18 protein-coding genes are annotated in these 19,009 nt (G+C 70.1%); 4 read left to right on the top strand and 14 right to left on the bottom strand.

Annotation, left to right across the window (positions count from 1 at the left end):
• Positions 1-28: 28 nt before the first annotated feature.
• From LCL61_RS11270 to LCL61_RS11225, 10 genes are all read right to left on the bottom strand, one after another.
• Positions 29-994, bottom strand: a complete 966-nt coding sequence (locus LCL61_RS11270; RefSeq protein ID WP_340686783.1) for a glutamate ABC transporter substrate-binding protein — start codon at positions 992-994, stop codon at positions 29-31.
• Complete coding sequence (locus tag LCL61_RS11265; RefSeq protein ID WP_340686782.1) at positions 994-2,388, bottom strand: hypothetical protein; 1,395 nt, start codon at positions 2,386-2,388, stop codon at positions 994-996. Before LCL61_RS11265 ends, LCL61_RS11270 begins: the two co-directional genes overlap by 1 nt.
• A 106-nt stretch (positions 2,389-2,494) precedes the next feature.
• Positions 2,495-3,133, bottom strand: a complete 639-nt coding sequence (locus tag LCL61_RS11260; RefSeq protein ID WP_340686781.1) for a response regulator transcription factor — start codon at positions 3,131-3,133, stop codon at positions 2,495-2,497.
• Positions 3,130-4,257, bottom strand: coding sequence for a sensor histidine kinase (locus LCL61_RS11255; protein ID WP_340686780.1), 1,128 nt, complete (start codon positions 4,255-4,257; stop codon positions 3,130-3,132). Before LCL61_RS11255 ends, LCL61_RS11260 begins: the two co-directional genes overlap by 4 nt.
• Before the next feature lie 99 nt (positions 4,258-4,356).
• A complete protein-coding gene (locus tag LCL61_RS11250) occupies positions 4,357-5,616 on the bottom strand; it encodes a GAF domain-containing protein (protein ID WP_340686779.1) in 1,260 nt (419 codons plus the stop codon).
• A gap of 71 nt (positions 5,617-5,687) precedes the next feature.
• Positions 5,688-6,560 carry an ATP-NAD kinase gene (locus tag LCL61_RS11245; protein ID WP_340686778.1) on the bottom strand — a complete coding sequence of 291 codons (873 nt, stop codon included), beginning with the start codon at positions 6,558-6,560 and terminating at the stop codon, positions 5,688-5,690.
• Positions 6,511-6,882 carry a hypothetical protein gene (locus LCL61_RS11240; RefSeq protein ID WP_340686777.1) on the bottom strand — a complete coding sequence of 124 codons (372 nt, stop codon included), beginning with the start codon at positions 6,880-6,882 and terminating at the stop codon, positions 6,511-6,513. The genes LCL61_RS11245 and LCL61_RS11240 overlap by 50 nt, the downstream gene beginning before the upstream one ends.
• Before the next feature lie 216 nt (positions 6,883-7,098).
• Positions 7,099-7,302: a cold-shock protein gene (locus tag LCL61_RS11235; RefSeq protein ID WP_005163378.1), complete on the bottom strand. Its 204-nt coding sequence runs from the start codon at positions 7,300-7,302 to the stop codon at positions 7,099-7,101.
• A 248-nt stretch (positions 7,303-7,550) separates the two neighbouring features.
• Positions 7,551-7,721 (bottom strand): hypothetical protein, encoded by a 171-nt coding sequence (locus LCL61_RS11230; protein WP_005163371.1) that lies wholly within the window; start codon positions 7,719-7,721, stop codon positions 7,551-7,553.
• A gap of 257 nt (positions 7,722-7,978) precedes the next feature.
• Entirely contained in the window at positions 7,979-9,601 is a 1,623-nt protein-coding gene (locus tag LCL61_RS11225) for a thiamine pyrophosphate-binding protein (RefSeq protein WP_340686776.1), read from the bottom strand.
• Between the two features lie 155 nt (positions 9,602-9,756).
• Here LCL61_RS11225 and LCL61_RS11220 point away from each other — a divergent pair, with 155 nt between their 5' ends.
• Together LCL61_RS11220 and LCL61_RS11215 are read left to right on the top strand one after the other, a co-directional pair.
• Positions 9,757-11,043 carry a hydroxyacid-oxoacid transhydrogenase gene (locus LCL61_RS11220; protein ID WP_340686775.1) on the top strand — a complete coding sequence of 429 codons (1,287 nt, stop codon included), beginning with the start codon at positions 9,757-9,759 and terminating at the stop codon, positions 11,041-11,043.
• Positions 11,037-11,456, top strand: a complete 420-nt coding sequence (locus LCL61_RS11215; RefSeq protein WP_340686774.1) for a thioesterase family protein — start codon at positions 11,037-11,039, stop codon at positions 11,454-11,456. Before LCL61_RS11220 ends, LCL61_RS11215 begins: the two co-directional genes overlap by 7 nt.
• On the opposite strand, the gene LCL61_RS11210 is transcribed toward LCL61_RS11215, so the two are convergent.
• The 4 genes from LCL61_RS11210 to lanKC all read right to left on the bottom strand — a co-directional run bounded on the left by LCL61_RS11210 (position 11,412) and on the right by lanKC (position 17,763).
• Entirely contained in the window at positions 11,412-13,148 is a 1,737-nt protein-coding gene (locus LCL61_RS11210; protein ID WP_340686773.1) for an ABC transporter ATP-binding protein, read from the bottom strand. The genes LCL61_RS11215 and LCL61_RS11210 overlap by 45 nt on opposite strands.
• Positions 13,145-14,812, bottom strand: coding sequence for an ABC transporter ATP-binding protein (locus LCL61_RS11205; RefSeq protein ID WP_340686772.1), 1,668 nt, complete (start codon positions 14,810-14,812; stop codon positions 13,145-13,147). The genes LCL61_RS11210 and LCL61_RS11205 overlap by 4 nt, the downstream gene beginning before the upstream one ends.
• A gap of 214 nt (positions 14,813-15,026) precedes the next feature.
• Entirely contained in the window at positions 15,027-15,170 is a 144-nt protein-coding gene (locus LCL61_RS11200) for a SapB/AmfS family lanthipeptide (RefSeq protein ID WP_091598068.1), read from the bottom strand.
• Positions 15,171-15,210: 40 nt separating this feature from the next.
• Positions 15,211-17,763 (bottom strand): class III lanthionine synthetase LanKC, encoded by a 2,553-nt coding sequence (gene lanKC / locus LCL61_RS11195; protein ID WP_340686771.1) that lies wholly within the window; start codon positions 17,761-17,763, stop codon positions 15,211-15,213.
• A 426-nt stretch (positions 17,764-18,189) separates the two neighbouring features.
• Here lanKC and LCL61_RS11190 point away from each other — a divergent pair, with 426 nt between their 5' ends.
• Positions 18,190-18,555, top strand: coding sequence for a hypothetical protein (locus tag LCL61_RS11190; RefSeq protein ID WP_340686770.1), 366 nt, complete (start codon positions 18,190-18,192; stop codon positions 18,553-18,555).
• Positions 18,548-18,964 (top strand): hypothetical protein, encoded by a 417-nt coding sequence (locus LCL61_RS11185; protein WP_340686769.1) that lies wholly within the window; start codon positions 18,548-18,550, stop codon positions 18,962-18,964. Before LCL61_RS11190 ends, LCL61_RS11185 begins: the two co-directional genes overlap by 8 nt.
• Positions 18,965-19,009: the final 45 nt, after the last annotated feature.

Raw genomic sequence — 19,009 nt, 5'->3', positions numbered from 1 at the left:
TCGGGAGCGAATCCCGAACGGCCCGTTCTCACTTGTACACCGGCGAAGGCGGCGTCCCGCCTTCGAGTTTGTTCCCGATCCACTTCGCGTAGCTCGCCTGCCACGCGCCGCCGCGCACGTTCTCCAGTACGGCGTTCACGAACCGCACCATGTCCTCGTTCTCCTTCGGGACACCGATGCCGTAGTTCTCCTCGGTGAACCGGTCCCCCACGATCTTCAGCGTCGGGTCCTGCGCGAGCATCCCGGCGAGGATGACGTCGTCCGTGGACACGGCCTCGACCTGCTTCTGCTGCAGCATCACCAGGCAGTCCGACCAGTTGTCCACCGAGACCGGCACCGGCTTCGACGGATCCGCCGCGATCTTCGTCAGCGAGGTCGACGTCTTGGTCGCGCACACCCGCCGCCCGGCGAGGTCCGACAGCTGCGCGACCTTCGACCCGGATTCGACCAGGATCCGTTGCCCAGCCTGGTAATACGCGGTCGAGAAGTTGACCTTCTTCAGCCGGCTGCAGGTGATGCTGTAGGTCCGCACCACGATGTCGACCTGCTTCTTCTCGAGCACTTCTTCCCGCAGTTTCGACGGGATCGCCCGGAACTGCACGCGGCCTTCCGCGCTGCCGAAGATCGCCTTCGCGATCTCGTTGACCAAGTCGATGTCGAAACCTTCGAGCTGGCCCGAAGTCGGGTTCCGGAAACCGAACAGGAACGTCGTCTGGTCGACCCCCGCGACGAGCTTGCCGTTCTCCTTGATCTTCGCCATCGTCGAGCCATTGGCGATCGACGTGCCGTTGGTCGGCCGCAGGCTCGCCAACGGGTTGCAGCTCGTGTCGGTCGTTCCGCCACCGCCGGCGTTGTCGGCGCCGCCGACGTTCGCGGGCAGCGGCGGCGCGACCTCGCCGACGGGAGCCGGGTCGACCGGCGCCCCCGCGCTGCCACAAGCCGTCGCCAGCACCAAGACCGCGCCGAGCACGGCCGTTCGCAGACCGTTCCGCATCACCGGTACTCCCTCAGCCGTTCACGGATTCCCAACGCGGACCCCGCCGCCGCGATCAGCGCCAGCACCGCGATCCCCGGCGCGAGCAGGGTCAGCGCGCGTTCGGCGCCGCGGGTGTCGTCGAGGAATTCCTGCCGTCCCACGTTGATCGCGGCCACCAGGTTCTCGTCGAGCCGCAGGAACGCACTGGCGGCACCGTCCTGCTTGTCGTCACGGATGGCGGTGTCGACGGCGTCCTGGTAGGAGCCGTCGTCGTCCTGCCGCCGCACTTGACCGTGCGCCTTGAACCAGGCCGACGCCGCTTGGATGGCCGCGTCCACCTTGTCCGCGGCCGCGCCGCCCGCGGCGAGACCGCGGGCCTCGCCCAGCAGGCCGCCTTGGCCGTCCGCCCCGCCGAGCTGCCCGGCGAGATCGATGAAGTCCTTTTCGTACGCCGCGCCGTCGCCCCGGGCGACGAGGGTCAGCGTTTCGTCGGCTCGTGCCTGCAGCGCCGCGATCCGGGCGCGGACGAGGACGTCAACCTGGTGCGAGCCGTCTTCTTCACCGCTGCCGACGAGGGAGCTCTGCACGATCAGCGCGACCGCTCCCCACAGCAGGGCCACCACCATCGACACCGTCGCGACGACCAGCCCGACGTTCAGCAGCCGGTTGGTCTTCCGCGTCAGGTGCACCTGGGTGACGATCAGCGCGGCGAGCAGGGCGAGCACCAAAGCCGTTGCCAGCCAAGGGAATCCGGTCGCGTCGTCCTGTTCGGCGGCGAGCCGGTCGGTGTCGATGCGGTACAGATCCTGAGCGGCGGGAAGGATTTTCGCCCGCATCAGTTCGGACGCTTCCCGCAGATACGAGGCACCGACGGGGAAACCCTGCCGGTTGTAGGTGCGCGCGGTCTCGATCAGTCCTGTGTAGACGGGGATTTCACGGCCGAGGGTGTTGATCCGCTCCGCCGCTTCGTCGACGCCGGAGGAGTCCGATGCCGCCTTCGCCAGCGCCGCCCCGGCCTCCGCGATGTCGCGTTCGTACCGCTGGCGCATCGGGAGCGGCTCGGTGCCGATGGAGAGGAACGAACTGGCCGCCGTCGCGTCGGCGTCCGAAAGCGCGCGGTAGACCTGTTGCGCGGCGGCGGCGAGCGGTTCGCGGTGGTCGATCAGGCCGTTGATCGTGTCCTTCTTGTCCTGCGCGGCCAGCGTGCCGAACAGGCCGGCGACCAGCGACAGCAGGACGAGCCCGATCGCGATCACCGACAGCCTGCCCGGCGTGGTCGCCGCGGACCGGACGATCGCGCGGATCCCGTTGCCCGGCAGTTCGAGCAGCCCGGCGATCCCTCCGCGACCTCCCGGCGCAGGGGGCGGCTCGGGGCTCCCCGGCGGCCCCGGCCGGGTCACTGTGCTCGTCATCGCCGATCCTCCCCATTGGCTCTACCCGCAAAGAAGGTATCCGAGTCGGGATCAGCGCAGCCAGTGACACCGGTGTGTGTCATCGGCACGTGATCTCCCGGCGGTGTCAGAGGCCTTTTTCCAGGCCGTACCGCACGGCCTCCGCACGATTGCGCACACCGATCTTGGCGAAGGCGCGGTTGATGTGGCTTTTCACGGTGGCTTCGCCGATGAACAGGTCGGCGGCGATTTCCGGATTGGACAGCCCTCGCGCGATGAGGCCGAGCACTTCGGCTTCGCGCGCGGTGAGCCCGTCCGGAAGCTCGGCCTTGACCCTGGTGGCCGTTCTCGATTCGAGCGCGGCGACGAGCCTGTCGGAGACTTCGGCGGCGAAGATCGCCTGCCCGTTCGCGGCGGAGCGGATGGCCGCCCCGATCTCGGCGCGCCCGGCGTCCTTCGTCAGGTAGCCGCGGGCTCCGGCGCGCACCGCGTCGGCGATCGAAGCGTCGTCCGCGTACGTCGTGAGGACGACGACCGCGACCTCCGGGTGATCTCGTTTGAGCAGTCTGGTCGCGGCCACCCCGTCCAGGACGGGCATGCGCAGGTCCATCAGCACGACGTCGGCCGCGGTGTGGCGGAGCAGGTCGAGCGCCTGGCGGCCGTCGCCCGCGGAGCCGGCGACTTCGACCCCGTCGATCAAGCCGAGCAACGCGACGAGCCCTTCGCGCATGACCTGCTGGTCATCGACCACGAGCACCCGGATCACGCCCGCACCACCGCCTCCACCGTCCAGCGCCCGTCGTCCGGGCCCGCGGTCAGCGTGCCACCGGCGAGCGCGAGCCGCTCCCTCATCCCGGTGAGACCGAATCCGCCGTTGCCCTCCGATCGGGCGGTTTCGCCGAGTTCGTTCCAGACCCGCAGGCGAACCTCCGTCCGGCTGAAGAGGAGCCGGAGTGACACCGGCCGCCCGGCGGCGTGCTTGGCCGCGTTGGTCAACGCCTCCCGCGCGACGCCCACCAGCGAGACCACCTCGGCGGACGGCAGCGGCCGCTGCTCCCCCTCGACTTCGAAAGACGCTCCGCCGTGGTGCGCGTTCGCCAGCTGTCGCAAGGCTTCGGCCAGCGACGGGACATCGCTGCGCAAGGCGGCGACCGCGTCGCGCGCCTCGGCGAGCCCGTCCGCGGCCAGCCGCCGTGACAACCGGACCCTGCCGAGTGCACTGTCCACATCGGACTTCTCGGCCAGCAGGGCCTCGGCGACCTCCAGGTGGACCCCCAGTGCCCCCAGCGAATGCGCGAGGACGTCGTGGATCTCCCTGGCGATCCGTGTGCGCTCGTCGAGCGCGGCGGCGCGCGCGTGTTCGGTCTGCGCCAGCTTGGTCTGCTCCAGCAGTGCGGCCGCCTGCGCCGCCTGCACCTCGTACTGCCGCCGGTTCAGGCCCAGCAGCATCAGCACGAGCAGCACGCCGACGTTGCCGAACACCAGCGGTTCGGACGCGCCCGCGACCAGGCCGGTGACCGCCGCGAGGCTCGCGTCGAGCCCCACCACCCCCATGATGGCGGCCACCGACGGCTCGGTCAGGGTGGCGAACCGGCTGACCGTGACCACCGCCAGCACGAGGGCGGAGGAGTCCTCCGCCCAGCCGAACGCGATCGACGGCGCGACACTCGCCACCGCGAGCAGGACGGTCGCCATCCGGGGGAACCGCGGGGAGGCCGCCACGAAACCCAGCCAGCAGGCCGCGCAGACGCCGTACGCCGTCCAGATCCAGGCACTGGACTCGCTCGCGGTCAGCAGCACCACCACGACCGCGGCCGTACCGAGCAGCTGGACGACCAGCCAGCTGGGCGCGATCGTGTCCGGCAGCAGCGGCTTGTCCCGCTTCCCCATGACCCCCCTCAGTGCTCGCTCAGGCGCCCCATGCCACGAACGTTAAGCGCCCCGAGGGGTGGACCGGGACCACCGCCGGGTTGAGCCTGGGTTCGAGATTCAACCCCGGACGGCGGGCGCGACCGAATGCGGGAGCACCTCACCCTCGGACGGCCGCTCCACGACGACCTCGACGTCGTCGTCGAACCGGTACGGCCTCGCCAGCAGGAACCCGCCGAAATGCCGTCGCATCCTGGACATCTCCGCGCGGACGGTGACGGTGCGGCCGGCGTCGCCGAAGAGGTCGCGCGACAGTTCCGACGCCGACCTGCCTTCGCGATGCCGCGCGAGGACGTACAGCATCTCCGCGTGCCGCGGGCTCAGCCGATGCGACCAGGTTCCCGCCGCGCCCGAGACGCGCAGCGTGCTTTCCCGCGACGACCTCAGATCGAGTACGACCCGCGTCGGCGGCGCGTCCTCCTCATCGGTGAGCCGGACGAGCCAGCCGCCGGGCAGCGGCTCCAGCAGGCATTCGCCGTAGGTCGGCAGCCAGGTGCGGCCCGGAGCGGCGTCGTTCGGCAGCGCGATCCGGCCGACCGGCACGAGACCGGCCGAGGCCGCGATCCAACCGTGCGGGTCGGCGATGACCGCCCGGCCCTTCACCTTGGCGAGCAGCGGCGTGGCCAGACCGCGCAGCCGTTCGAGATCCGAGAGATGGGTGGTGCGCAGATGCGCTTCGGCGAGCTTCGCGACCGTATCGACCAGGGCGAGGGTCGTCGGATGCACGGTGGAGGCCGGTCCGGAGAGGTCGACGACGCCGAGCAGCCTGCCGTCCCTCGGATCGTGCAGCGGCGCGGCGGCGCAGGTCCAGTCGTGCTGGTTGCTGACGTAGTGCTCGGCCGAGTAGACCTGGACCGGATGCCTGGCGACCAGCGCCGTGCCGATGGCGTTGGTGCCCGCGGCGCGCTCGTGCCAGTCGACCCCTTCGGCGAACCCGAGCCCGTCGGCGCGGCGGCGGACCGCGGTGCTGCCGTCACGCCAGAGGACACGGCCGTCCGCGTCGACGACGGCCATGATGTGCGCGGCCTGCTCGGCGAGGCTGATCAGGCCGCCGCGCAGAACGGGGAGGACGGCCGCGAGGCCGCTCTCGCGACGGCGGGATTCCAGCTGGTCCGGAGTGAGCGCGGACGACGGCGAGCCGCGGTCCGGGTCCAGGCCGAGCCGCCGCATACGCTGCCAGGACGCGCCGATGACCGCTCGCGGAGCACTCGGGAGCGTGGTCCCGGCGAGCGCCGCCTCACGCACCTCGGCGAGGGCACGCGCGTGCCGCCGCGGGTCCGCGCCGACCGGCAGCGCCGCCTCCAGCTGCACCTGGCCCACTCCTTTGCTCTGTCAGGCCAGTGTGCCCGGACGTCCCGGGGAGCGGAAGGTCTCTGTGACCTGGGCGCGGTCTACCCGGGGAAGGGCGCGTCCGCGAGACGGGGCGTGGGAACTACCTCCGCGGGCTTCCGGCCCAGCAGCAGACCGGTCCTGGTGGCCTCGGCCATCACCGCGCGGACGTCGACGCACCACGGGCCGTCGGGCTTCAGCTCCACGAAAGCGCTCTCTCCCGGCTTGAGCACGAAATGCGGTTGGCCGTCGAGCGCGATGGAGCCACCGGCGGCGGCGAGGTCGACGCGGACCCCCGCGTGCAGCACGCTCCAGCCCCGGACGCCCACCGCCCGGACCTCGCCGGGCGCGATCGGCGCCTGCACGACGTACGGCGTCTCGTCGACCGGCCCGAGCGAGACGGCGACACCGTCCACAGTGGACTTCGGGCTGGGGCACAGCCGTCCGGGGATACTCGACAGCCCGACCCCGTCCGGGACGGCGAACGTGCAGTACAGCTCGGTCAGCGACGCGGGGTCCCACCGGCTCTCCGAGCACACGCTGACGTCGGTCAGCGCGATCTCGCGGCGGGCCTTCGTGACGACCTCGAGCACGGTCGCGCGGTTCGTGACCAGGTCAGTGTCCACCTGATGGGTGGCCACCAGCCCGGCGGCGAGCCCGGCGACGGTGGATTCGTCGGCACCTCCGGCGGGCAACATCAGCAGCGGCACGTCACCACAGGCGGCCGCCGCCGCCCGCATCATGGTCTCGTTGCCCAGGCAGATGATCACGCTGGCACCCGCGTCCACCATCCGGCGGACGGTGCCGATGATCTTCCCCGCGTCGGTCCACACCATCACGCGGCCGACGCCGGCCACCCTCAGTGCCGAACGCAGGCTCTGGATGTCACGCTCCGAAGCAGGGTTCGCCACGATCCCCGCAACCGCTTCGCCCACATGTCCTCCGCTGCCGCGCCAAGTCCCTACAAGGAAACGACGTCCGCGCCACGAAAGAAAGAGTTGCACGAGGTTGCATCACAAAGCCACCGCCGCGGAGGAAGGCGACCGGCAGGATCCGTTCGGCCGGCCCGCTCACCGCACGGGCGTCGACCAGGAACGTCGACACGAAGACCACCAGGGCGGCCAACGCGGCGAAAGCGGCATGCTCCGGCGTGAGGTCCTTGAGCACCGGATGCCGCAGCAACAGGCCCGCGAACCACACGAGCGGGGCGAGAATCAGTGCCACTCCGCCGATCCATCGGCCGGTCTTACCGTTCATGGCGGAAGCGTCGCCGACAGGGGCGGCACCAGGCAGCGAGCGAAGGTCAGGCGGACGCCTTGACTTCGTCAGGATCGAGGACCGCAGTAGGTTCCGGGCGGTGCGCGGGTGGCGGCGGAACGCCGTCCGCGGTCGTGTCGTCCGGTCAGTCAGGAGCCCGAAAAGCAGCAGGGCCGCCTCCCCGAGGGGATGACGGCCCTGCTTGGAAAACCTGGATCAGATCACGGTGACCGAGGTGGCCTGCGGACCCTTCGCGCCCTGCCCGATCTCGAACTCCACGCGGGCGTTCTCCTCGAGGGTACGGAAGCCGTTGCCCTTGATCTCGCTGTAGTGCACGAAGACGTCGCCGCCGCCGTTGTCGGGAGTGATGAAGCCGAACCCCTTCTCGGAGTTGAACCACTTCACAGTGCCCTGAGTCATAAAATCTCCATATGCAACACAAACAAACAGGAAGCCACGTCGGCAGCCCGGGTCATGACCAGACGGTTTGCTTCCCCGGAAACACGAGGAGACACTACGCCCGCTGAGTTCTGCGAGCGTGAACCAACACGAACACAAAAAACGAGACCTGAAACAGTAAAGCACACCTCACGCAGGCCGACAAGCGTCGTCACCCGGGTGTGCCCGGACGCACTGTACCTCTCCCGGCGGAGGCTCCTCCGGCCGGGCTATTCGCCGCTGGCGGCGCGCAGGGGTACCTCGGCACCGAACGGCGAACGGCGCAACGCCTCCCGGTTCGTGGCCACGACGGCGATGTCGTGGGTCTCGGCGTCCGCGCTGAACAGCACCGGCACCACGCCGGAAACGGACTTGTCCTGTGGCTTCGTTTCGTCAGCCATGTTTTCTCCCAGTGTCAACACAACGCTCTAAGTACTGCGTGCCAACAACTTCACCGGTGATCGTTCCGGTCCATATCGGACCCTCGGTGTTGCCGCGATTGTGCCACGGCCGACCGACAAAATCCGGTCTCCGCGACCGAAAGTCTGCCGAGTCGTCACCGGTTTCCCTCCCTTTGGAGCAGGTGAAGGCGGCGCCACAAGGGTTTCTGTGTATCCCCTGAGAAAAAGTACCGCCCGGTAGTCGGCGCGGCGGCCCCCTACTGACCTCCCTGCTGCGGCCTCGCGGCGCCCAGCAGGGTCGTCAGCCGGATGTCCGGGGTCACCACGTCCGGATCCGTCCTGATGTCGATCACGCACGGTCGTTGCCGCACCAGCGCGCTCGCGATGATCGGCTCCAGCTCCTCACGGTCGTCCACGGTGTACCCGGCGGCACCGAGCCCGCGTGCCCACGACGCGAAGTCGGTGATGGGGACGGTGACCCCCGAAAGCCGTCCGTGCTTACGCGCCTGGTGCACGGCGAGCGGGCCGTGCACACCGTTCTGGAACACCAGGACGGTCACCGGAACGCGGTAACGGACGGCGGTCTCGATCTCCTGCCCGGTCATGAGCGCGCCGCCGTCGCCCGCCATCGCGATGACCGTCCGGCGTGGTTCCGCGAGTTTCGCCGCGACCGCCGCGGGGACCGCGTAGCCCATGGCCGCGTTGCTCGGCCCGAGCTGGCTGCGCGGCGCGGTGAAACACCAGTAGCGGTGCATGAACTGGGCGAAGTTGCCCGCGTCGCTGGTCACGATCGCGTCCTCGGGCGCGAGTTTGCGCACCGCCCGGATGACGTCCGCGGGGTGGACGCGGGTGGCGCCGCTGGTGTCGGGCGGCGTCATGAAGGTGTGCACGGCGGCGTTCGCGGCCGATGCGCGCCGCTGCCGCGGCGAGGCGACATTACGCAGTTCACGCAGGAAGGGCTCGACCTCGGAGTCGACCCGGAAGGTCAGCCCGCCGCGGCGGGCGGGTTCGATCCCCGTGCCGACCAGCACCAGCGTCTGCGACGGCGTCGGGTAGCGAAAGGACTGTGTGGTGACCTCATCGAGCTGCGTGCCCAGCGCGAGCACGAGGTCCGCGCGCTCCAGCGCGTCGAGCTGCCGCGCGGGGATGCCGATGCCGAGGTGGCCGGCGTAGCGCGCGTGGTTCTCCGGGAAGGCGTCCTGACGGCGGAACGCGTTGTACACCGGCAGCGCGAGCTCGTCGGCGACGGCGATCAGCTCGTCCCGCGCCGCGCGGGCCCGGCCGCCGACGATCACCACCGGGTAGCGGGCCTCGTCGACCAGTTGCGCGACCGCCTCGGCGGTCCGGCCGAGCGCGCCGGTGGCGGGCGGGCGCACGGCGGCGACCGGTTTGGCCGAATCGAACGGGACGCCCCAGAAATCGGCGGGGACGGCGACGACGGTGGGCCCCGGCCGCCCTTCCCGGCAGCGGGTCAGCGCCTCGACCAGCAGGCCGGGGACCTCGTCTGGCGATTCCGCGCGACCGGTCCACTTCGAGATCGGCTCGAACATCGCGGTCAGGTCGGCGGTGGGCAGCTCGCTCGTCGGGCCGGGATCCTGAGGCGGGTTCTCCAGGAGGACGACCATCGGGCTCTCGTCCTGGTACGCCGTCGAAACGCCGATCGCGAGGTTCGCCGCGCTCGGGCCGCGGCCCGCCAGCAGCACCGCGGGGTGCTCGGTCAGCTTGCCTTCGGCCTCGGCCATGAAGGCCGCGCCGGAGTCGTGTCTCGCCGAGACGAAGGTGATCGAGCGCTCGCGTTGCAGCGCGTCGAGCAGATCCAGGAAGGACTCACCCACCACCGCGTACACGCGGTGGATCTGCGCCTCGGTCAGGATCCTCACGGCCGTCTGGGCGACGGACGCTCCCGGTTGGTATCTAATGAGAAGAGCTTAGGCGGGCGGTGATCGGTGCCGTCAAGCGATCTTCCGATTCCGGCAACCCCGGAGCGGCGGAATGTCCGATATTCGGAACGTGTTCGAGCAAGGGAGCACGAAACGTGACCTCAGCCACCGCCGGACGTGAAACTGTTTTCACCTACGGGGCACCGGCCTTGAAATACGGCACCGGGTCGAGCGACGAGATCGGCTACGACCTCACTCAGTACGGCGCGCGCCGGGTGCTCGTCCTGACCGACGCGGGTGTCGCCGCGACGGGCTGGCCACAACGGATCGCCGAAGGTATCGAAACCTATGGCATCGAAGCCGTCGTCTTCGACGGCGTGCACGTCGAGCCGACCGACGTCAGCATGCGGCAGGCCGTCGACTTCGCCCGTGGGCAGGGCGAGTGGGACGCCTTCGTCGCCGTGGGTGGCGGGTCGGCCATCGACACCGCCAAGGCGGTGAATCTGTTGACCAGCAACGACGGCGACCTGATGGACTACGTCAACGCGCCGGTCGGTGGCGGCCGCGCGCCGAGCGCGCCGCTGAAACCGCTGGTCGCGGTGCCGACCACCACCGGGACGGGCTCGGAGAGCACGACGGTCTGCGTGCTGGACGTGTTGTCACTGCGCGTGAAGAGCGGCATCAGCCATCTCCGGATGCGCCCGAGCCTCGCCGTGGTCGACCCGCGGCTGACGGTCTCGCAGCCGCCGGAGGTCACCGCCGCGAGCGGGATGGACATCCTTTGCCACGCCGCGGAGAGCTACACGGCCAAGCCGTACACCGAGTTCGACCGGAAGCGGCCGGAGGACCGGGTCCCTTACTGTGGCTCGAATCCGCTGGCCGACATGTTCGCCGAGCAGTCGCTGCGGCTGCTGTCGTGGGCGCTGCCCGCGGCCGTGCGGGACGGCTCCGACATGAAGGCGCGCGAGGCGATGGCGCTCGCGGCGACGTTCGCCGGGCTCGGCTTCGGCAACGCCGGCGTGCACATCCCGCACGCCAACGCGTATCCGATCGCCGGGCAGGTCCGGGACTTCCATCCGTCCGGGTATCCGGGCGACGAAGCGATGGTGCCGCACGGGATGGCGGTCTCGCTGACCGCGCCGGCGGCGTTCCGGTTCACCTTCGACGCCGCGCCGGACCGGCACATCCGGGTGGCGCGGCTGCTCGCGCCGGACTACGAATGGCCGGGCGATCTGCGTGACCACCTGCCCGCGGTGCTGGGACAGATCATGCGGGAGATCGGGATCCCCAACGGGATCGGCGCCGTCGGCTACACCGAGTCCGATGTGGACTCACTGGTTTCCGGCACGGTGAAACAACAACGGCTGCTGGCGACGGCGCCGCGCGAGGCGTCCGAAGCCGACCTCGCCGTCATCCTGCGGGAATCGGTGACCCTGTGGTGAACGCCGAGTACCCGCACTGGCAGACGGTTCCGTTGCGGTGGAAGGACAACGACGTCTACGGGCACGTCAACAACGTCGTCCACTACTCGGTGATGGACACCGTGATCAACACGTGGCTGATCGAACGCGGCGGCCTCGACATCGAAACCGGTGAGGTCATCGGGCTGTGCGTGGAATCGCAGTGCGAGTACCACGCTTCGGTGTCGTTCCCGGGTGAACTCGAGGTCGGCCTGCGGGTGGGCCATCTCGGCCGGTCCAGCGTCCGCTACGAGGTCGGGATGTACTCGAAGGAGACGGTGATCGCGGAAGGGCGCTTCGTGCACGTCTTCGTCGATCGCGGATCCCGGCGGCCGGTCCCCGTCGAAGGTCTACTCAGGAGCGCGCTGGAAGAACTGCGCACTGGGCTGGGGTAGCCGCGGCGACCACGCGTGCATGAGCTGGGCGTAGCGCGTGGACCGGTCCATGAGTTCGACGTGGGTGCCGAGTGCGGTCTCCTTGCCGTCCATCACCAGGACCCGGTCCGCGCGCAACGCCGACGACAGCCGGTGCGCGATCACCACCAGCACCCCGCCCCGCTCGGCGAACGCCCGTTCCGCACGGGCTTCGGCGGGCGGGTCGAGGTGCGACGTCGCCTCGTCGAGGATGACGACGCCCGCGTCGCTCGCGTAGACGCGGGCGAGCGCGATCAGCTGCGCTTCGCCGGCGGACAGCGTGCCGTGCCCGATCTCGCCGTCGAGCCCGCCCAGCCGCGTGACCAGCGGTTCCGCGCCGACGGCCGCCACCGCCGCCAGCAGTTCGCCGTCCATCGCGGTCTGTGCGAACAGGCCGACGTTGTCCCGCACGGACCCCGCGAAGACGTAGGCCTCCTGCGGGATCAGCGCGATCATCCGGTGCCGCAGCGCCGCCGGGACCTCCCGGACCGGCACCCCGCCGAGCAGCACCCGGCCACCCCGCGGTTCGAGCATTCCGGTCAGGAGCCCGGCCAGGGTCGACTTGCCGATACCGCTCGGCCCCACGACCGCGAGCCGCTCGCCGGGCCGCAGGTGCAGGTCGAGTCCCCGCACCACCGGTTGCGCGGCCGCGCCCCAGCTGAAGGTCAGGTCGCGCACGTAGATCGCGGTCCCGTCGGGTTCCGCCGTGCCGTCGGGTTCGGGCTCGGCCTCGGCGGTCTCCGCGAGCCGCCGCAGCGCGACGATCAGCCGCAGCACCACGGTGCTCGCGGTCGCGGCCAGTCCGCGCAACGCCGGCTGCATCGTCGTCGCGAGGTAGACGAGCGCCCCGAGCGCGGCCCCGGCCGTGAGCACCCCGTCCCTGACCATGCCCGGCGCCACCAGCAACGCCAGGAGCAGCGGCACGAACCCGCCGGTCGCGATCACCACCGTCCTGGCCGCCCCGGACCTCGCCACCCGCACGGCCGCCGCGGCCTGTGTGTCGATGGCGTCGTAGAGCTCCAGCGCGGCAAGAGGTTCCGCGCCGCAGGCGACGACGTCGCGCATACCGGACAGCGACGCGCCCGCGACCTCGGCGGTCCGCTCGTCGGCCAGCGCCAGCGCGCGCTGACGGCGGGCCAGCGACGGGAGCAGGCAGGCGAACACCGCGACCGCGACCACGACCGGGATCGCGACGATCAACGCGAGCGAACCGGCGACGGTGAACAGCCCGGCAAGCGCCGCCACCGTCGTCACGATCATCCCGCGCGCCTGCACCAGAAGCCCGGCCGTGGCGTCGCGGACCACTTCGACGTGCTGGGTGATACGGGCGACGCCGCTGGCGTCCGGCTGGTTCCGCGGCGGCGCCGGATCGTGCAGGACCCCGCGCACGACGGCCGTCACCAGCGCGTCGCGCAACGGCTCGACGACCTTGCCGAGCTGATGCCACACCAGGCGCGAGCCGAACGCGCCGATCACGGCGACCAGCCCGAAGACCGCGAGCCAACGCAGTCCGGTGCCTGGCCGATCCGCGGCAAACCCCTCGTCAACCGCGAGTTCGACCAGGCGACCGGACAAGAACGCGGGCGCGCTTTCCAGTACGGAGCAGGCCAGCAGGACCAGCCCGCCGCGCCACTGCCCGGCCAGCGCCGAGCGGTAGAGCCCCCAGACGCTCACTGCGCGCCCTCGGTGAAGACGGCTCGATAAGCAGGATTCCGCCACAGCCCGTCATGCGTGCCGACCGCGCGGACGCGGCCGTCTTCCAGCCACACCACCGTGTCCGCCCGCGACGCGGTGGCCGCGCGATGGGTCACCACCACCCGGGTCCGGCCGGGGAGCGTGCGTTCGATCGCCTCTTCGACCGCGGCTTCGGTGACCGTGTCGAGGCTGGCGGTGGCGTCGTCGAGGATGAGCACCCGCGGCGCGTGCGCGATCGCGCGCGCCAGCCCGATCCGCTGCGCCTCCCCACCGGAAAGCGGCGTCTCCGAAAGAGGCGTCTTGTACCCGTCCGGCAGCCGGACGATCAGGTCGTCGACCTGCGTGGACCGGCAGGCGGCGCGCACGGCGGCCTCGCCCGCCCACGAGCCGTAGCCGACGGCGTCACCGATGGTCGCCCCGAGCAGCGCGGGCCGTTCGAAGGCGAACCCGACGACCGCGCGGAGCTCGTTCGGCCGCAGCCGCTCCAGCGGGCGGCCGTCGAGCAGCGCCGCCCCCTGGTCCGGGGACAGCAGTCCGCCGAGGACGTTGACCAGCGCGGACTTCCCCGAACCGGATCGCCCGACGACCGCGGTGAACCGGCCGCCCGGCACGAGCAGGTCGACCTCCCGCAACGCGCCTTCGACGGTGACGCCGCGCAATTCGAGCGTGCCCCGCCCGGGGGCGACGCCGAGGTCGCCCGGTTCGGGGACCGGCGAGTCCAGCACCTCGTTGATCCGCCGCGCACACGACCGCGCGCGGGATAGTGTGGTGAGCAAAGGGATCTGGGTGATCAACCCCATGCCGAGCGCGACGTAGCCGAGTGCCGCGAGGACCTGGCCGACGGTCAGCCTGCCTTCCAGCACACCGAAACCGGCGGCGACGAGCACCGCGAGTTCGACCGCGGGCAGCAGCAGACCCGAGCGCCACACCATCTTGGCCTGGGTGCGCCACATCCCGCGGCCGGCGAGACTCAGCTTCGGCAGCGGCCGCAGGACGCGTTCGGCCTCGCGATCGGCGGTGCCCGACGCGGCGATCGTGCGGAGGCCGGCGACGGCGTCGACCATCCTCGCCGCGAGTTCGCCGGACACCTCTTGATAGGTCAGGACGTCGTCCGCGGTGTTCTTCAGATGGGTGCGCGCGAGCATCAGGCCGAACGGGATGCTGCCGAGGAAGACGAGCGCGAGCCGCCAGTCCATCAGCGCGAGCAGGACGACGGCCCCGCCGGAGATCAGGGTGGTCGACCCGAGCTGGACGACGACCGAGGCGACCATTCCCGCGCCGGTGCAGTCACCGGTGAGCCTGCTGATCGCGTCCCCGTCGGCGAAGGTCGATCGGGTGCCGAGCGCGAGATAGCGGTCGGCGAGTTTCCGGCGCAGCCAAGCGGTCGCGGACGCGGTCATCCGCGCGGTGAGGATGCCGCCGATCAGGCCGACGGCGATTTCGGTGACACCGAGGACGATCAGCCAGGAGACCTCGGGAAGGCTGGGCCGCCCGGCCACCACGGCGTCCACCGCGGCGGCGAGCGCGCCGGGCAGCAGCAGCCCCGCCGCCGTCCCGGCGAGCGCGCTGAGGATCAGCGCGACCAGGCGGGGGCGGTCGAGCAGGGTCACGGTGACCAGCAGCCGATCGGCGGAACCCGCCATCCCACTCCTTAAGTCCCTGGGTCGGAGCTGAGGGGCCCCTTCCCCTCGTCTTACGCGGTGAAGGGCGCTTTACCCGCATCGCATGCGGTGAAGGGCCCTTTCGGCCACTCCTTACAACGTGATCCCAACGAGATGAACCAGACGGCAAAATGAAGGCGCGGGAGCGGCGCACTTGGCCTGTGCCGCTCCCGCGCCGTCAGTGGTCAGCCGTGACTCAGTGGCAGGTCAGCAGGCTGACGGTGCTGTTGGCGCAGGAGGCCAGCAGGCTGAGGTTGCTCGCGCCGCCGTGGCTGCCACCGCCGCCGCCCTCGAGGACCTCGGGGGTTTCCAGGGCCTGCAGGTCGAGAACCAGTTCCATGGTGTTCCCTTTCACTAGTTATCTCTTTGGTCCGCCGTCCTCACTGGACAGCAGTTCGAGAGGACAGGAAAGGCAGTGCGGCCTTCCCGTCCAGGGTGGCGGCCAAGGCGAGCAGGACGCCCGCGCCGCCGGTGACGACGTCCATCGACAGCCGCAGCAGCTGGTTGCCGGGGAACGCCAGGCCGCCCTTGTACGGCACCGCGTACCAGGCCAGCCGGGAAAGATGCAGGTCGATGGCGTCGCGGACGCGCTGGTCCGGTTCGGCGCCCATGGCCAGCGCGGTCATCAGCCCGCCCCGGCCGAACAGCAGCCCGGGATGGATGACGAACTCGCCGCGGCACGCTTCACGCAGGCCGGGAAGGCTCTTCAACGCCTTCGCGCCGGGACGGTACTTCGCCAGTTCTTCGGCGGCCATGAGGATCCCGGCGCTGCCGACACCGGCGTAGGGCAACGTCCGGGTCTCGCCGTCGCGGACCTGCAGCGAGCCGTCGTCGGACTCGACGCACTCCTCGATGTCCCGCTCCAGCGCCTGGTCGGCGAAGGACAGCCAGCCCTCTTCGCGGGTGCGCTCGAACAGCCGCACGAACAGCAGCGCCGGACCGGACCAGCCGTTGAGCAGCCCGGCCCTGCCGAAGTCGCCGGGCGGGTCGGCCGTTTCGAGCGCTTCGGCGAGCCGGACGGCGGTGGCGAGCGCCTGCCTGCCGAACTCGTTGTCCTTGCGGGACACCGCGAAGTGCAGCTGGGTGAGCCCGATCCCGGACAGGCCGCCTTCCAGACCGTGGTCGGTGGTCTGCTCGACCAGCGTCGCCGACGCCGAAAGCAGCTTGGTGGCCTCGTCCCGGTACCCGAGTTCTTCGAGAACGTACGCGATCCCGTACGAGCCGTCGTAGAACCCCGGACGTCCCGGTGGTTCGCGGCGGATCGAGTCCAGCAGCCAGCGCTCGTGCTCCCGGTGGCGCTCGCCGCAGGCCGTTTTCAGTGCGTAGAGGACGCCGGCCGCGCCGTAGCCGAAGCACGCTCCGCCGACACGGAACTGCTCGATGTCGCCGGGGAAGAGCCGGTCGGTGCGCTCGGGGGTCGCGCTGGCGAGGATCGCCTCGGTGATCTGCTTGCGCACCAGCACCCAGTCCGGCTTGTCCTGGTCCAGTTCGGTCGCGCTCGTCAGCGGCGGGACGTTCCGGGGTGCGAGCTCGGCGACGATCGAGTCGGCGTAACCCTCCGGGACGTCGAAGCGCTGCTGGACGAACTCCGCGAGCCCGCGCAGCTTCGCCGGGGCGAGCTCGAGAAGCGTGGTGAGCGGCAGGAAGATCCACAGCTTCAGGACGGCGAGCGCGTACTCGTCGACCTCGAAGCCCTTCCGGTCGCGCGGAGCGCGGAAGCCGGGCGCGCCGAGGGCGGGCCGCGTGCCGCTTTCGACGTCGGACGCCATCTCGAAGTCGATCAGCGAGACCGTCTTGTCTTCCCCGTCCTCCCCGTCGACCAGGATGTTCAGCGAGTGCAGGTCGCCGAAGACGATCCCGCGGCCGTGCACCTCACCGACCATCGCCTCCACCCGCCGGACCAGCGCCAGCGCGCGTTCGGTGTACGCGGCGGTGTCGGCGTCGGTGGTGTCGCGCCTGGTGAGCGGGTAGTTGCGGGCGAGCCAGTTGCCCAGCGAGACGCCGGGCATGTACTCCATCGCCAGGAAGTGGTGCTCCCAGACGGTGAAGCGGTCGTAGGTGGCGGGGATGCCGTCGATACCCTTCAACCGCTCCAGCACCTCGTGCTCGCGGCGGAGACGTTCGACGGCGTCGACCTCGTCGCGGTCCAGGCCGGCGAACGGCCTGGCCTCCTTGAGGACCACCCGTTCGCCGTCGGTCTTCCGGTCGGCGAGGTACACGCCGCCGCCGTTGGAGAAGTGCAGCGAGCTTTTCACCTGATAAGGGAACTGATCCGCGTTGCCGCTCTTGCGAGCTGCGAGATGAGGCGCGAGGAACTCCGGAATCGTCACCCAGTCGGGTACGGAGAAGGTCGGCTCGCGTTTGTCCGGGACCAGGGTACCGTCCGGTTTGCGCACCGCGAGGACCCGCTTGCCGTCGAGTTCGACCCATTGCTCGGCGAATCCGCCGTAGCGGACGTAGAGCGGCCCGGCACCATACCGGAGATCACTGAGAATGTACGCCCCCGGTTCGCCGTCGAGCTTCGCCGACAACTCGGCGAGAACGCGTTCCAGCTCGTTGTTGTCAGCCGGATAAAGAGTCAGTAACTTACCGCTTCCGTCACGCGGAGCGTATTTCGAATTCCTTGCGAGCAGCGTGCTCCGCGAGCGCAGATGCTTGTAGGACACGTCGTGCTCGACACAATGCTCGTGCACCTTCACGAGCACCCGCTCGGCGTTGGCCAAACCTGCTGAAACGTGGATTTTCCAGCCCTGCAAGGGAAGGTTTCGCGCAATCGGATGCAACAGCCGCCACACTCCGCGCACTCCGGTGCGCCAGCCGACCTCGGGAGCGGGCAACAGGGAGGCGAAATCGTCGGCGGCGTCCCCGGTTTCCCGCTGCTCATCGAAGAACAGTGGATCGGCGAAGCAATACGCTTCGTAGCGGACGTCCATTCGAGCGCCCCCTCCTTGGCACCAATCGGATGGGCCATGTGCACCATCGCGATGGAGAATATTCCACCTGCCGGATCCCGAACGGCCAATCCGCCATACCGGGGGTTCGGATGGGCTGTTCAGGGACGTGAATTCGAAATCTACCGAATGGTAGGGGTACCCAGCGTGAGATCAACTCGCATTTCAACCACCCGGTCGGTGTGTAACAGGAACGAACCGGCGGCGTAATCCCTGGTCCAGGTGGCCAACGCAATAACGCGCGACCGAATTGACGGTGCGCCAACCGAACGCGTTTCGTGATCTATTCACCCGAGGTCTGGACCACTGAGCCCGCCGTGGCGCCCGCCACGCACCCCACCGGTCGCCCGTCGGCGATGATCCGCCCGGAGGTACGTTGTCGCCGGTGGAGCAGGTAAGGAGGCCGACGTGATCACAGGCTTCGCGGTGACCGTCGCGATCTGCGCGACGCTGGTCGCGGCGTGGAGTTTCGTCCAGGCCGCACGCAGGAAACTGCCCGACAACGCACTGCTCGGCGGCCTCGCCGTGGTCGAACTCCTGCTGGTGGCCCAGCTCGTGATCGGTGTCGTGCTGCTGATCGGCGGCGGCAGCCCCGGCAGCATGGCCACCTATCTCGCCTACCTGATCGGCTGCCTGGTCGTGCTCCCGCTCGGGACGTTCTGGGCGCTGGCCGAGCGCACCCGGTCGAGCACCGTGATCCTCGGCATCGCGTGCCTCGCGATCCCGGTGATGGTGCTCCGGCTGCACGAGGTTTGGGCGGGCGCCAGTGCGTGAAGAGACCGAGGAGAAGACGGTGGACAAGGCCTCCGGCCCAGGACGGATCCTGGTCGCCGTGTACGCGATCTTCGCGCTGGCGGCGACCTCACGCGCCGCCGTGCAGATCAGCACCAAGTTCCACGAAGCCCCGCTGGCCTACGCCCTCTCCGCGTTCGCGGCCGTCGTGTACCTCCTGGCCACCGTCGCGCTGGCCCGCCGCGGCGCGGGCTGGTGGCGGGTCGCGTTGATCGCCTGCGCCGTCGAGCTGCTCGGCGTGCTGACCGTCGGCACGTTCAGCCTCTTCGACCGCGAGGCCTTCCCGCACGCCACCGTATGGTCGGTTTACGGCCAGGGCTACCTCTTCATCCCGCTGGTGCTGCCGGTGATCGGGCTGTACTGGTTGCGGCGGACGAAAGAGCGGCCGTGAGCGTGGGGGGTCGTGAGTGGTAAGGACGGTTAGAACCGTCCTTGC

It is taken from the genome of Amycolatopsis coloradensis (assembly GCF_037997115.1).
Taxonomy (GTDB): Bacteria; Actinomycetota; Actinomycetes; order Mycobacteriales; family Pseudonocardiaceae; genus Amycolatopsis; species Amycolatopsis coloradensis_A.
The sequence above is the reverse complement of the archived record's forward strand: the minus strand, read 5'-3'. Positions and strand labels throughout refer to the sequence as shown.

Excerpts from the sequence above, each read along its gene's own strand:
- LCL61_RS11270 (WP_340686783.1), bottom strand. The coding sequence starts at position 994 with ATGCGGAACGGTCTGCGAACGGCCGTGCTCGGCGCGGTCTTGGTGCTG.
- LCL61_RS11265 (WP_340686782.1), bottom strand. The coding sequence starts at position 2,388 with ATGACGAGCACAGTGACCCGGCCGGGGCCGCCGGGGAGCCCCGAGCCG.
- LCL61_RS11255 (WP_340686780.1), bottom strand. The coding sequence starts at position 4,257 with ATGGGGAAGCGGGACAAGCCGCTGCTGCCGGACACGATCGCGCCCAGC.
- LCL61_RS11240 (WP_340686777.1), bottom strand. The coding sequence starts at position 6,882 with ATGAACGGTAAGACCGGCCGATGGATCGGCGGAGTGGCACTGATTCTC.
- LCL61_RS11235 (WP_005163378.1), bottom strand. The coding sequence starts at position 7,302 with ATGACTCAGGGCACTGTGAAGTGGTTCAACTCCGAGAAGGGGTTCGGC.
- LCL61_RS11230 (WP_005163371.1), bottom strand. The coding sequence starts at position 7,721 with ATGGCTGACGAAACGAAGCCACAGGACAAGTCCGTTTCCGGCGTGGTG.
- LCL61_RS11205 (WP_340686772.1), bottom strand. The coding sequence starts at position 14,812 with ATGGCGGGTTCCGCCGATCGGCTGCTGGTCACCGTGACCCTGCTCGAC.
- LCL61_RS11200 (WP_091598068.1), bottom strand. The coding sequence starts at position 15,170 with ATGGAACTGGTTCTCGACCTGCAGGCCCTGGAAACCCCCGAGGTCCTC.
- lanKC (WP_340686771.1), bottom strand. The coding sequence starts at position 17,763 with ATGGACGTCCGCTACGAAGCGTATTGCTTCGCCGATCCACTGTTCTTC.